The 12,923-nt window shown below is 41.2% G+C and carries 13 protein-coding genes; 11 read left to right on the top strand and 2 right to left on the bottom strand.

Annotated features, from left to right (window positions below):
* The first annotated feature begins 7 nt into the window (after nucleotides 1–7).
* The 5 genes from A6J31_RS06660 to A6J31_RS06640 all read left to right on the top strand — a co-directional run bounded on the left by A6J31_RS06660 (nucleotide 8) and on the right by A6J31_RS06640 (nucleotide 3,709).
* A complete protein-coding gene (locus tag A6J31_RS06660; RefSeq protein WP_080610762.1) occupies nucleotides 8–982 on the top strand; it encodes a GyrI-like domain-containing protein in 975 nt (324 codons plus the stop codon).
* Nucleotides 983–1,714, top strand: a complete 732-nt coding sequence (locus tag A6J31_RS06655) for a pseudouridine synthase (protein ID WP_080610760.1) — start codon at nucleotides 983–985, stop codon at nucleotides 1,712–1,714.
* An 81-nt stretch (nucleotides 1,715–1,795) separates the two neighbouring features.
* Nucleotides 1,796–1,924, top strand: coding sequence for a DUF4044 domain-containing protein (locus A6J31_RS06650; RefSeq protein ID WP_002884629.1), 129 nt, complete (start codon nucleotides 1,796–1,798; stop codon nucleotides 1,922–1,924).
* Between the two features lie 94 nt (nucleotides 1,925–2,018).
* A complete protein-coding gene (gene obgE, locus A6J31_RS06645; RefSeq protein ID WP_002884694.1) occupies nucleotides 2,019–3,332 on the top strand; it encodes a GTPase ObgE in 1,314 nt (437 codons plus the stop codon).
* Between the two features lie 179 nt (nucleotides 3,333–3,511).
* The gene (locus A6J31_RS06640; RefSeq protein WP_002884415.1) at nucleotides 3,512–3,709 is read left to right on the top strand and encodes a hypothetical protein; all 198 of its coding nucleotides are present in this window, start codon (nucleotides 3,512–3,514) and stop codon (nucleotides 3,707–3,709) included.
* Between the two features lie 73 nt (nucleotides 3,710–3,782).
* Here the strand turns inward: A6J31_RS06640 and A6J31_RS06635 are convergent, their stop codons facing one another.
* Nucleotides 3,783–4,523: an amino acid ABC transporter ATP-binding protein gene (locus tag A6J31_RS06635; RefSeq protein ID WP_037601657.1), complete on the bottom strand. Its 741-nt coding sequence runs from the start codon at nucleotides 4,521–4,523 to the stop codon at nucleotides 3,783–3,785.
* The gene (locus A6J31_RS06630) at nucleotides 4,523–6,721 is read right to left on the bottom strand and encodes an ABC transporter substrate-binding protein/permease (RefSeq protein ID WP_080610759.1); all 2,199 of its coding nucleotides are present in this window, start codon (nucleotides 6,719–6,721) and stop codon (nucleotides 4,523–4,525) included. The genes A6J31_RS06635 and A6J31_RS06630 overlap by 1 nt, the downstream gene beginning before the upstream one ends.
* Before the next feature lie 198 nt (nucleotides 6,722–6,919).
* On the opposite strand from A6J31_RS06630, the gene A6J31_RS06625 reads away from it, so the two are divergent.
* From A6J31_RS06625 to A6J31_RS06600, 6 genes are all read left to right on the top strand, one after another.
* On the top strand, nucleotides 6,920–7,855 hold the full coding sequence (locus tag A6J31_RS06625; RefSeq protein WP_070576784.1) for a CPBP family intramembrane glutamic endopeptidase: 936 nt from the start codon (nucleotides 6,920–6,922) through the stop codon (nucleotides 7,853–7,855).
* A 70-nt stretch (nucleotides 7,856–7,925) separates the two neighbouring features.
* Entirely contained in the window at nucleotides 7,926–8,546 is a 621-nt protein-coding gene (locus A6J31_RS06620; protein WP_080610757.1) for a hypothetical protein, read from the top strand.
* Entirely contained in the window at nucleotides 8,536–10,527 is a 1,992-nt protein-coding gene (gene uvrB, locus A6J31_RS06615) for an excinuclease ABC subunit UvrB (protein WP_041826694.1), read from the top strand. Before A6J31_RS06620 ends, uvrB begins: the two co-directional genes overlap by 11 nt.
* Before the next feature lie 44 nt (nucleotides 10,528–10,571).
* Nucleotides 10,572–11,036: an 8-oxo-dGTP diphosphatase gene (locus A6J31_RS06610; RefSeq protein WP_002884748.1), complete on the top strand. Its 465-nt coding sequence runs from the start codon at nucleotides 10,572–10,574 to the stop codon at nucleotides 11,034–11,036.
* Nucleotides 11,037–11,251: 215 nt separating this feature from the next.
* On the top strand, nucleotides 11,252–12,064 hold the full coding sequence (locus tag A6J31_RS06605) for a transporter substrate-binding domain-containing protein (RefSeq protein ID WP_070656488.1): 813 nt from the start codon (nucleotides 11,252–11,254) through the stop codon (nucleotides 12,062–12,064).
* A gap of 11 nt (nucleotides 12,065–12,075) precedes the next feature.
* The gene (locus tag A6J31_RS06600) at nucleotides 12,076–12,873 is read left to right on the top strand and encodes a transporter substrate-binding domain-containing protein (RefSeq protein WP_070656491.1); all 798 of its coding nucleotides are present in this window, start codon (nucleotides 12,076–12,078) and stop codon (nucleotides 12,871–12,873) included.
* Nucleotides 12,874–12,923: the final 50 nt, after the last annotated feature.

Genomic DNA, 12,923 nt, shown 5'->3' with positions numbered 1-12,923 from the left:
AGCGTTTATGTCAGATTTTCAAACCATGGATGACTTTGCGGTGTTTGTTAATGACTACCTGACACCAGACCAATTGAGCGTTCAAGCCTATTCTTATGCGTCAGACCAGCAGGAGCTCTCTCTTCTTGTGACCATTGATGATTATGAGATGATGTGTCGTTGGCATGCTGTCTGGACTTTTTCAGGGTTACACCAGGCCTTCTTTCAGTCTGTAATGGACTTGGATAACAGCTTTTCTATTGATAGTGATAGCTTGGCTATGAAAGTGCGTTTAAGGGATCAAGAGCTCTTGTTTCAAGCAAAGGGGCTTGAGATGGTGGTTGTCGATTTGCCTGAACCTCTTTTTCGTTTAGCTGATGTGTCTTTTAACGAAGGAGGAAAGCACTTTACCTACCTTTGCGAAGACCAAAGTGTTACAGCAGAAGATTGGGTCTTGGTTCCTATAGGTTCTGGTAATGCTGAAAAAGAAGCTTTTGTAGAAAAGATTTCCTATGTTCTAGCAGATGAGGTTCCAGTTGAACTGACAAAACTGAAAAAGGTGATTCAAAAGCTGGATTTAGTAACTGTTCGTTATGATGTGAAGGTTGTTCGAAAGGGTTTTTTGAGTTTTTCAGGGATGGCTTTTGAAGGCGAGGAACTAGGTAAGCCAACAGACTTTCTTTGGGTGCCCTTTTTGGCAGAACAAGATGATTTGGCTGTTCCTACTTATGGTATTCGGATCAATGATGGCAGTCGTAAGACTTATGTAACAGCCTTGGCTGGTGAGGATGATAGTATGGAAATGATTGCTCTTGCACCGGCTACTTATGCGGTTTTTAAACTTAGAGGGCCTTCAACCGCAGCTGTTTGGGAGAGTTTTCATTATGCTAAGAAACATTTTGAAATGATTAATCAGCCAACTGTAGAGGTTTATCCACCAGGAAATCGTCAGGCTGAAGATTATGAAATGGAAGTTTGGATTCCAATAAAGGAGGAAGTATAGATGCGTCTGGATAAGTTTTTGGTTGATTGTGGTGTTGGTAGTCGCAGTCAAGTCAAGACCTTTCTCAAAAAGAAACAAGTGACTGTAAATGGTCAGGTGGAGACGTCACCCAAGACTCAGATTGATGAAAATCAAGACCAGATTGCTTTTCAAGGTCAAGCATTAACACACGAGACCTTTGTTTACTATCTTTTAAATAAGCCTCATGGTGTCATTTCAGCGACGGAGGATGCTCGTCACAAGACAGTGCTTGATTTACTGGATGATACAGCTAGACATAAGCAGGTCTTTCCTGTTGGACGTTTGGATATTGATACTCACGGTCTCCTGCTTTTGACCAATAATGGTGATTTAGCTCACGCCATGCTGTCTCCAAAGAAACATGTTGATAAGATTTATCAGGCTAAGGTTGATGGAATCATGGATCAGGAGGATATTCTGGCTTTTGAAAAAGGAATTGAACTCAAAGATCACACTTGCCAACCAGCTAAACTAGAGATTATTTCAGTAGATAGGGCTACTGGGACTAGCCTGGTTCAGATTACCATTGCTGAAGGGAAATTTCATCAGGTTAAGCGTATGGTAGCAGCTTGTGGTAAGGAAGTGACAGAGTTACAACGTCTAAGTATGGGGCCTTTAAGCCTGCCCAATGATTTAGAAGTCGGTGCTTGGCGACGTTTGACCGAGGAGGAGTTGGAAGCTTTAACGGTTTTTGGAATTCCTTTGGCTTAAGCTAGTCTAAGAGTTGCGAAATAGGCAGATTTTTGTTACTATTATTGTGAAATATTAGAAGAAAAAACGAGGTAAATTCAAGTGGCATTTGGAGATAACGGACCACGTAAGAAATCATTTTTTGAACGTCTAACAGTATTGGTCGTTTTGATTATGCTATTAGTAACAGTTGGGGCATTGATTTTCCAAGCAGTCGCAGCTGTCCTTTAAGACGCTATCAAGCGTTTTTTTGTGTATGTCGGAAATTCTTTCGTTTGTGATTGAATTTGTACATGGCATACAAATCAGAAAGAGAGAAATATAGATGAGTATGTTTTTAGATACAGCCAAGATTAGTGTCAAAGCTGGTCGTGGTGGTGACGGGATGGTTGCCTTCCGTCGTGAGAAATATGTACCCAATGGCGGTCCTTGGGGCGGTGACGGTGGTAAGGGTGGCTCAGTCATTTTCAAGGTTGACGAAGGTTTGCGTACCCTTATGGATTTCCGTTATAATCGTAAATTCAAGGCTAAGAATGGCGAAAAAGGGATGACCAAGGGAATGCACGGACGAGGTGCTGAAGACCTCATCGTTAGCATCCCGCCTGGTACGACAGTTCGTGATGCTGAGACAGGCAAGGTTATTACTGATATGGTTGAGGATGGACAAGAGTTTGTCATTGCTCACGGTGGACGTGGTGGACGTGGAAATATTCGTTTTGCGACACCTCGTAACCCTGCTCCTGAAATCGCTGAAAATGGTGAACCAGGTGAAGAACGTGAACTTCAATTGGAATTGAAGATTTTGGCTGATGTTGGTTTGGTTGGTTTCCCATCCGTTGGTAAATCAACGATTCTCAGTGTGGTAACCGCAGCAAAACCAAAGATTGGTGCCTATCACTTTACGACAATTGTTCCTAACTTGGGGATGGTTCGTACCAAGTCAGGGGAGAGTTTTGCTATGGCTGACCTTCCAGGATTGATTGAGGGGGCTAGCCAGGGTGTTGGTTTGGGAACACAGTTCCTTCGCCACATTGAGCGTACACGTGTTATCCTTCATGTGATTGATATGTCAGCGAGTGAAGGGCGTGATCCTTACGAGGATTATCTTCAAATTAACAAAGAGTTGGAAACTTACAACCTTCGCTTGATGGAACGTCCACAAATCATTGTGGCTAATAAGATGGACATGCCCGGGGCTGAGGAGAACTTGAAAGAGTTTAAGGAAAAATTGGCTGCTAACTATGATGAATTTGATGAGTTGCCACAAATTTTCCCAATTTCAAGTTTGGCTCACCAAGGTTTGGAAAATCTCTTGGAAGCTACTGCAGAGTTGCTTGATGAGACTGATGAATTCTTGCTTTATAGCGAAGACGATATGGAACAAGAAGAAGTTTACTACGGCTTTAACGAGGATGAACGTCCATTTGAAATTAGCCGTGACGACGATGCTTCATGGGTACTTTCTGGTGAGAAACTTGAAAAACTCTTTGTCATGACTAACATGGAACGTGACGAATCTATCATGAAATTTGCACGTCAATTGCGTGGTATGGGAGTTGATGAAGCGCTTCGTGAACGTGGTGCTAAGGATGGCGATATCGTTCGTATCGGTAACTTCGAGTTTGAGTTTGTGGATTGACGTTGAAAGACTCTCTAAGTGCTGAAGCACTTGATAGTCTACGGCAGCCGCTATAGCGGACTGCCTATCCACCTCACTAACTACGTAAAGTCGGTATACTCGACCGCCTTGTGTGGCGTGGCTAAGTGTGATATAAATATCTGCTGAATACAATAAATTATTGAAATAAGAGGTTTACAATGGGAGATAAACCGATATCCTTCAGGGATAAAGATGGAAATTTTGTTTCTGCGGCCGATGTTTGGAATCCAAAGAAACTTGAAGAACTCTTTACGCGCTTAAATCCTAACCGAAAACTCCGTCTTGAGCGTGAGCGCTTGGCAAGGGAAGAAGCAGCAAAACACCCTGAACTAAATGAAGAAACAGAGCAAGTCTAGCACTTGCTCTGTTTTTCTTATCCAAAATGGTAATCAAAAACAGCTACTCTAGCAAGAGTAACTGTTTTGATAATTAGGCGTTTAGAACCTTGTCCAAGAATTCTTTCAAACGTGGGTGTTGTGGGTTATCAAAGATTTGATCTGGAGTACCATCTTCGAGGAACTCACCGTCCGCAGTAAAGATTACTCGGTTGGCAACTTGACGAGCAAATCCCATTTCGTGAGTAACGATAATCATGGTCATACCTTGCTCTGCCAATTCTTTCATAACGTTAAGAACGTCTCCAACCATTTCAGGGTCAAGGGCAGAAGTCGGTTCGTCAAAGAGCATGATATCAGGATTCATTGCCAAACCACGCGCAATTGCCACACGTTGTTTTTGTCCACCTGACAAGCTATCAGGTGTAGCATCGGCTTTGTCAGCAAGTCCAACACGATCAAGAAGATCCATAGCTAATTTATCAGCTTCTTCCTTGTTCATACGTCCAAGTTCAACAGGTGCAAATGTTACGTTTTCAAGGACTGTCATGTGTGGGAAGAGGTTGAAATGTTGGAAGACCATCCCGATATTTTCACGGGCTTTGTCAAGGTCTGTCTTAGGATCTGATAATTCATAGCCATCAACGACTACTTTACCAGATGTCACTGTTTCAAGTAGGTTAAGGGTACGAAGGAAGGTTGATTTACCTGAACCTGAAGGACCGATGATACATACAACGTCACCTTCGTAGAATTTGGCGTCAATGCCTTTAAGGACTTCATTGTCGCCGTATGATTTGTGCAAGTCCTGCACATCGATTTTCAATTCAGCCATTATTTAAGTCTCTTTTCTAGTCGTTTAGCCAATTTCGTCAAGCATGTGATGATGACCAAGTAAAGGATGGCCAAGATCGCATACATACGGAATGATTGGTAGTTACGAGCAATGATGATTTTACCAGTTTGGAAGAGTTCAACCAAACCGATAGCTGATACGATAGTCGTATCTTTCAATGAGATAACAAATTGGTTGATGAAGTTTGGCAACATCAAGCGAACCGCTTGTGGCAAGATAACCTTACGCATTGTTGTATTGTAAGGGACACCCAAGCTTCGGCTAGCTTCCATCTGACCAATAGGAACAGCTTCAATACCACCACGTACAATTTCGGCAATGTAAGCACCACCGTTAAGTGAGAGGGCAATTGTCGCTGCCACAAAATCATTGATTGGTGATTGGTGACCAGTGATATTTTCAATCAAGTTAGGAATACCCCAGTAGATGAAAGCTGCAACAATCATCAATGGGATACCACGAACCACGTCAACAAAGACTTGCGAAATCACACGAAGTGTCTTGTTTGGTGCAACTGCCATCATACCGAAGATAACACCGATAATCATGGCAATAGCAAATGAAAGAAGAGTCAATCCAAGGGTAATTCCAAGACCCTGGAGGAGTTGTTTGTAGTTGTTTTTGATCAAGCCTACGATGGTTGTTTCATCGGTAGCTTTTTTTGAGCTTCCTTCTTTTGATTTGTTGCTATCGAGGTATTTATTGATAATCTTATCGTAAGTACCATCTTTCACGATAGCAGCCAAACCATTGTTGAACATTTCAATCAACTCAGGATTAGCACCTTTTTTAACAGCAAAGCCGACTTCACCAGTAGCAATACCTTCAATTGGTGTTGTAAAGTTACGCCCTTGTTGGATAGCGTATAGAAGAACGGCTTCATCATCCATAAGAGCATCGATTGAACCAGAGTTCAAGCTGTCGTACATAGTAGAAGCTTCATCGTAAGCACGAACAGTAAAGCCATATTCACCAGCATGGTCTTCCAACCATGAGTAAGATGACGTACCATTTTTAGCTCCTACAGTCTTACCTTTAAGATCCTTGTAAGATTTAACCTTACTTCCTTTAGCTACAGCCAAACGAATGTTTGATGTGTAGTAAGGATCTGAGAAGTCAAAGATTTGTTTACGAGCATCAGTGATGGTCATACCAGCCAATACGGCATCAGCTTGGCTAGATTGTACAGCATTAAGTGATGCATCGAAACCAGGGTTTGTCAATTTGACATTGAAACCTTGGTTTTTAGCAATGGCATTGATGATATCGACGTCGATACCTACATATTTACCTGAACCATTTTGGTATTCGAATGGAGCAAAAGATGAGTCCATTGAGATAGTGTAGGTTTCCTTAGCAGGAGTGGCTTTTGCGTTGGTATCACCAGTCAATTTAAGATCTGCTGAAGGTTTTGATGAAGAAGATTTTGATGAGTCACCCAACCATTTGTTCATGATTTTGTCGTAGGTGCCGTCATTCTTCATTTCCTTAAGAGCTTCGTTGAAGTCTTTGATAAGATTTTCGTGTTTTCCACCTTTTTTAACAGCGAAAGCGAAGCTACCGATAGATTCAGGCTTAATGTTGATAGCGTAGTCTTTTCCTTGACCAATAGCGTATTTAACAACTGGTGTGTCGTCCATAGCTGCGTCAACAGAACCAGAATCCAAGCTGTTGTTCATCAAGTCGCTAGTATCAAAAGTTTTAACTGTGAAACCATATTTGCTAGCGTTTTTATCAAGCCAAGTTTGAGAAGCGGTACCGTTTTTAACACCGACTGTTTTACCCTTCAATTGTTTGTAGTCGCTGACTTTATCGCTACTACGTGTGTAGATAACAATTGAGGTGTCGTAATAAGTGTCTGAGAAAGTAAAGACCTTCTTACGTGCGTCGGTAACAGTAGTACCGGCCATAAGGGCGTCAGCTTGGCCTGATTGAACAGCATTGACAGCTGCATCGAAACCAGGGAAGGTTTGGTTAACGTCCCAATTTTTACGTTTGGCAACTTCGTTGATGATATCAACGTCGATACCCTTGTAGGTCTGATCAGAATCTTTGAATTCAAATGGGGCATAGGCTGTATCTGAAACGACTGAGATAGTCTCGGCAGATGCCTTAGCTCCGAAAACAAAGAAAACTGACATGACACTCAAGAAGAGTGTCAGAAGTTTTTTCTTCATTATAAAAAGTCTCCTTTATAAAATACCTTCCTATTCTATCAAAAAAAGGTCTTGTTATCAAACTTCTTGGAGTTTGATGTTAGGAAATGTAACAAAGTTCGTTAGATATGAGAAGAGTTTTAGAAGAATTTGACAAGCTTGTGTCAATTAGTTACACTGTAATCGAATACATGTAAGATTTGTTACAGGAGCTAAAAAATGAAGAAACGTATGCTTGAGAAATATACTAGCCTATATGATAAAGTCCCAAGTTGGCTGATGATTATGCTGTCCTGTTTTATTGCCTTTGGTTATTTCCTTATAAGTGGATTTCTATCAGGGATTGTTGTGGGAATTCCAATGGCTATTGTTCTTTCGTTCTTAGTATTAAATGGCAACATTCAGTTCCAGGATATACATTCGATTTACTATAAAATATTTTCAACCTTGTATTTTCAGTTGGGAGCCTTTGCCTTTACTGCCTTAGCTATCTTTTTCTGGGTTAAAGTTGTTGAAAAACGTCCCATTCGTACACTTGGATTTTTCAAGGGTCATATTTGGTTGAACTTGCTTAAAGGTTGGGGACTTGGATCTTTGCTCTTGTTAGTTAGTTTCCTTGGGACTTATTTACTAGGCGGTTTAGAATTTGTGAAGGTAGACTTTTCGCAGAAAACCCTCTTATACATACTTTCCCTAATACCTTTCTGGTTTATCCAAGGTGGAACCGAGGAACTGGTGACACGTGGTTGGTTGCTTCAGACGGTGACTAATAGATTGAACCTTTCTTGGGGAATTGCTATTTCAAGTTCTCTCTTTTCAATGCTACACTTGGGAAATCAAGGAGTTACCGCCTTGTCTCTCATCAGTATTGTTCTAGTGGGTGTTCTCATGGCTCTTTACATGCTCAAGACAGATAATATCTGGGGTGTAGCGGCTCTTCATGGTGCTTGGAACTTTGCGCAAGGAAATCTAGTTGGTGTGTCAGTTAGTGGACAGAATGCAGGCGGCAGCTTATTGCACTTTCAGGCCAGGACAGGTGTGCCTGATTGGTTGTCAGGTGGAGCCTTTGGCCTAGAAGGGAATATCGTTACCTGTGTGGTTCTGGTGGTAGGTATCATCATTCTTCGATTACAATTAAAGAAAGAAAACTTTTAAGGCTGAGTTCAAAGACTCGGTCTTTTTACTTCTGTGTTAAAATAGAAGAAAGTTTGGAAAAGGGGAAGAGATGATAGTTAAGATTGAGCGAGGTATGATTTGGGTACAGATTGTCTATGGACTTATACTTCTTATCGCTTACACTGGTTTATTCTGCTGGTTTCTTATAGATGATTATCGTTTTGGGAATTTTGTGGATAACTGTGTTGCCTTCCTCATTTTACTAATATTTCTTCATGCTTTGACTAACTTAGTTGATGGTATTGTGAGACTTAAAGGTCATAAAAAAATTTTGGAAATTAACAATGATACCTTTATTTATTATGGAAGATTATGTGGGCGGGTCACCTTTGAGATTCCGCTGTCTGAAATTGACTTGGTTATGAAGGACTGGTCAACGCCAATGGATGATGCCAAACACTCATCAACTATATACTATATCCTAAAACGTATCGATGATTTCGGGAATATAAGGTCTTGGGAAAGGAAGAGGTATAGAGTTTTATACATTTTTTTCAAAGATAGTAAAACGGCCTTGAAATATGATAAAAAACTCGGTTATCAGACACGAAGAAAGCGCAAATACGTCGCTGAGACACGAATGATACATATTCCTATCGCAGAAGGAGAATTTTTCTCCGACCAAGAGATGAATGATTACATAAATGAAAGGAAAAACCATGATAGATAGAAAAGAAGACAACCAATTTCATTTGGTTTCTAAATATGAACCTTCTGGGGACCAACCTCAGGCCATTGAAGCCTTGGTTGATAATATCGAAGGTGGGGAGAAGGCTCAAATCCTAAAGGGAGCGACAGGGACAGGTAAGACCTATACCATGAGTCAGGTCATCCAGCGCGTGAATAAACCAACCTTGGTTATCGCCCACAATAAAACTTTGGCAGGTCAGCTTTACGGAGAATTCAAGGAGTTTTTCCCAGACAATGCTGTGGAATACTTCGTTTCCTACTACGATTTCTATCAGCCAGAGGCCTATGTACCATCATCAGATACCTATATCGAAAAAGATAGCTCTGTAAACGATGAAATTGATAAGCTACGACACTCAGCAACGTCGGCCCTCCTTGAGCGTAATGATGTTATCGTTGTGGCTTCTGTTTCTTGTATTTACGGTTTGGGTTCGCCCAAAGAATATGCTGATTCAGCAGTCAGCCTTCGACCAGGCCAAGAGATTTCTCGAGACAAGCTGCTAAATGACCTAGTTGATATCCAGTTTGAGCGAAACGATATTGATTTCCAACGTGGGAAATTCCGTGTGCGTGGCGATGTGGTCGAAATTTTTCCTGCCAGCCGTGATGAGCACGCCTTTCGTGTCGAATTTTTCGGTGATGAGATTGACCGCATTTGTGAGATTGAGAGTCTGACCGGACGTAATCTCGGTGAAGTTGAGCACCTTGTTCTTTTCCCGGCTACTCACTTTATGACCAATGAAGAGCATATGGAAGAAGCCATCAAGAATATTATGGAAGAGATGGAGGCTCAGGTTAAGCAATTTGAAGCCGAGGGGAAACTCATCGAGGCTCAACGTATCCGTCAAAGGACAGAATACGATGTCGAAATGCTCCGTGAGATGGGTTACACCAACGGTGTCGAAAACTACTCGCGCCACATGGATGGTCGAAAAGAAGGCGAGCCACCGTTTACTTTACTTGATTTCTTCCCAGAAGATTTCCTCATCATGATTGACGAAAGTCACATGACCATGGGACAGATTAAGGGAATGTATAACGGAGACCAAGCTCGTAAGAAGATGTTGGTTGATTACGGCTTCCGTTTACCGTCAGCTCTTGATAACCGTCCCCTTCGTCGTGAAGAATTCGAAAGTCATGTGCATCAGATTGTTTATGTATCAGCGACACCAGGTGACTATGAGATGGAGCAGACTGAGACCGTCGTTGAACAAATTATCCGTCCGACAGGGCTTCTTGATCCAGAAGTCGAAGTGCGTCCAACTATGGGTCAAATGGACGATCTTCTCGGTGAGATTAATGCCCGTACTGAAAAAGGTGAGCGTGTCTTTGTAACAACCTTGACTAAGAAGATGGCTGAAGACTTGACGGACTACCTCAAGGAAATGGGTGTCAAGGTCAAATATATGCATTCTGATATTAAGACTTTGGAGCGTACTGAGATTATCCGTGACTTGCGTTTGGGTGTCTTTGATGTTCTTATTGGGATTAACCTTCTCCGTGAGGGGATTGACGTTCCTGAGGTTAGTCTGGTTGCTATTTTGGATGCTGATAAGGAAGGTTTTCTTCGTAATGAACGTGGGCTTATCCAAACGATTGGACGTGCTGCCCGAAATAGTGAAGGGCACGTTATCATGTATGCGGATAAGATTACGGAGTCTATGCAGAAGGCCATGGATGAAACAGCTCGCCGTCGTGAAATCCAGATGGCCTATAATAAGGAACACGGTATCACTCCGCAAACGATTAAGAAAGAAATTCGGGACCTTATTTCGATTACCAAGGTCAATGAAGCAGAAGTGGCAGAGGATACTGTGGACTACAGTGCTATGAACAAGAAAGAACGCCAAGAAGCCATCAAGAAACTTCAAAAACAAATGCACGAAGCGGCAGAACTGCTTGACTTCGAGTTGGCGGCTCAAATCCGTGATATGGTTCTTGAGCTGAAGAGTATGGATTAAGGCTAGTTACATCACTTAGGCATTATAAGTAAGAAAGGAAATATATGTCACGTTCACAAGCAACTATTTTAACTAATATGTGTCTCATCGAAGATGGCCGTGGAAATATTGTCATGCAAATCCGCGATCCAAAGCGTTATTACTGGTCGGGAGCAGCCCTACCTGGTGGCCATATCGAAGCACATGAAGGTCTGGTAGAATCAGTTATCCGTGAGGTTAAAGAAGAAACTGGCTTGACCATCAAAAACCCTAAATTAGTTGGTATGAAGCATTTTTACACGACAGATGATGAGCGTTATCTAGTATTCCTTTATAGAACTTCGGATTTTGAAGGAAAACTCCATTCAACAGAAGAAGGCGAAGTTCGTTGGGTTGCTCGAGAGGAGGTAGCTAATATGGATTTAGCTTATGACATGCTCAATCTACTACGTGTCTTTGAAGAAGACAATCTCTCAGAACTTTTCTATCGGGAGCGACTCGAAAATGACTTTATCCGAGAATTTTGGTAATAAAATGAACTATTTATTCAAGCGAATGAATAGTTTTTTATCATTAAAAAAATACATATAATGGCTTAAAATAAAGGAAATTCCGAGTGATTGACTAGCAAAAAATTAATAAAAATAAAAAATATAATCAATAAAAGTCTAGTTTTCCATTGACAAATGAATAATAATACATTATTATACTTACATAGTTAATAAATATAGAAAAGAGATTGATTATGAAACCATGGAAAAAACTTTTATTGGGACTCGCTAGTGTCTTTGCTTTGACAGCTTTAGCGGCTTGTTCTTCATCGACTAACACTTTAGATAAAGTTAAAGATAAGGGGACCTTGACTGTCGCTCTTAATCCCCACTTTGCTCCTTTTGAGTTTAAAACAATCCAAGATGGTAAGGATACTATTGTTGGAGCAGACATCGAAATTGCCAAGGCCATTGCAGATGAGCTTGGTGTGAAAGTCAAATTCTCTGAAATGTCCTTTGACAATGTCCTAGCCAGCGTCCAATCTGGTAAGGCAGATATTGCCATTTCTGGTATCTCAGCCACTAAAGAACGTCAGAAAATTTTCGACTTCTCGGATACTTACTATGAGTCTGAAACGGTTCTTGTTGTCAAAAAAGATGCGACAGGAACTTACAAACAAACCGGTGATTTTGCTAAAAAATCTGTAGCCGTTCAAAAAGGGTCTATTCAAGAAAATATCGCCAAAGCCAACTTGTCAGATGCTAATGTGGTTTCCTTGGCACAACCTGGTGAAGCTATCAATGAATTGAAGTCTGGTCAAGTTGAAGGAGTAGTTCTTGAAAAAGCAATTGCACAAGGTTATGTAGACCAAAATAGCGACCTAGCTGTGTCAGACATTGCTCTCAAGTCTGATTCAAAAGATGCCTATGCCGTAGCAATGCCTAAAGGAAGCGATAAGCTAAAAGAAAAGGTTAATAAGGTTATCGCTAAACTCAAAAAAGAAGGTAAGATTGACAGCTATGTTCAAGATGCCTACACTCTTTCACTTAAGAGTTCTAGCAAATAAGGAGTTATTATATGAAGAAATTTTGGTTTATCCTTACAGCTCTAGTCGCTACCTGCTTTCTAGTTGCTTGTAGCGGAAGTCAGGGAGTAAGTCCTAAAACGATTAAGGAAAAGAAGAAAATTGTCGTGGCAACAGAATCAGAATTTGCACCATTTGAGTTCAAATCATTGGTTAACGGCAAAGATACGCTAGTTGGAGCAGACATCGAGTTGGCCAAAGCTATCGGTGAAAAACTCGGCGTAAAGGTTGAATTTTCCGTGATGTCTTTTGATAATGTTCTTGCTAACGTACAAAGTGGTAAAGCCGATATCGCCATTGCAGGGATTTCGGTGACAGACGAACGTAAGAAGGTTTATGATTTTTCAGACAGCTACTATACGTCAGAAAATGTAGTGATTGTCAAAAAAGACAAGGTAAATGACTACACAAGCACTGATAGTCTAGCAAAACAAACGGTCGGTACGCAAAAAGGGTCTGTTCAAGAAACCGTTGCTAAGAAACAAATCCCTAAGGCAAGTGTGGTATCACTGGCTTCAAATGGTGAAATGATTAACGAACTCAAATCAGGGCAGCTTCAAGCAGTTGTACTTGAGAAGGCCATTGCAGAAGGTTATATCGCTCAAAATGACGATTTAACCCTTGCCAACTTTAATCTCAAGTCAGATAGCACAGATGCTTATGCCGTCGCAACACGTAAAGGTTCGGATGACTTGCTTAAAGAAATCAATGCCGTCATCAAAGAGACTAAGGACTCTGGGAAATTTGACCAATGGTTGAAAGAAGCATCAACCTACAAACAAAGTAAGTAAATTTAAAACTCCCGAGCACCTGAAAAGAGTAAAATTCAGGTGCTTTCATC

Source organism: Streptococcus sp. FDAARGOS_192, assembly GCF_002073815.2.
Lineage (GTDB): Bacteria > Bacillota > Bacilli > Lactobacillales > Streptococcaceae > Streptococcus > Streptococcus salivarius_H.
The sequence above is the reverse complement of the archived record's forward strand: the minus strand, read 5'-3'. Positions and strand labels throughout refer to the sequence as shown.

Excerpts from the sequence above, each read along its gene's own strand:
- A6J31_RS06660 (WP_080610762.1), top strand. The coding sequence starts at position 8 with ATGTCAGATTTTCAAACCATGGATGACTTTGCGGTGTTTGTTAATGAC.
- A6J31_RS06655 (WP_080610760.1), top strand. The coding sequence starts at position 983 with ATGCGTCTGGATAAGTTTTTGGTTGATTGTGGTGTTGGTAGTCGCAGT.
- obgE (WP_002884694.1), top strand. The coding sequence starts at position 2,019 with ATGAGTATGTTTTTAGATACAGCCAAGATTAGTGTCAAAGCTGGTCGT.
- A6J31_RS06640 (WP_002884415.1), top strand. The coding sequence starts at position 3,512 with ATGGGAGATAAACCGATATCCTTCAGGGATAAAGATGGAAATTTTGTT.
- A6J31_RS06635 (WP_037601657.1), bottom strand. The coding sequence starts at position 4,523 with ATGGCTGAATTGAAAATCGATGTGCAGGACTTGCACAAATCATACGGC.
- A6J31_RS06630 (WP_080610759.1), bottom strand. The coding sequence starts at position 6,721 with ATGAAGAAAAAACTTCTGACACTCTTCTTGAGTGTCATGTCAGTTTTC.
- A6J31_RS06625 (WP_070576784.1), top strand. The coding sequence starts at position 6,920 with ATGAAGAAACGTATGCTTGAGAAATATACTAGCCTATATGATAAAGTC.
- A6J31_RS06620 (WP_080610757.1), top strand. The coding sequence starts at position 7,926 with ATGATAGTTAAGATTGAGCGAGGTATGATTTGGGTACAGATTGTCTAT.
- uvrB (WP_041826694.1), top strand. The coding sequence starts at position 8,536 with ATGATAGATAGAAAAGAAGACAACCAATTTCATTTGGTTTCTAAATAT.
- A6J31_RS06610 (WP_002884748.1), top strand. The coding sequence starts at position 10,572 with ATGTCACGTTCACAAGCAACTATTTTAACTAATATGTGTCTCATCGAA.
- A6J31_RS06605 (WP_070656488.1), top strand. The coding sequence starts at position 11,252 with ATGAAACCATGGAAAAAACTTTTATTGGGACTCGCTAGTGTCTTTGCT.
- A6J31_RS06600 (WP_070656491.1), top strand. The coding sequence starts at position 12,076 with ATGAAGAAATTTTGGTTTATCCTTACAGCTCTAGTCGCTACCTGCTTT.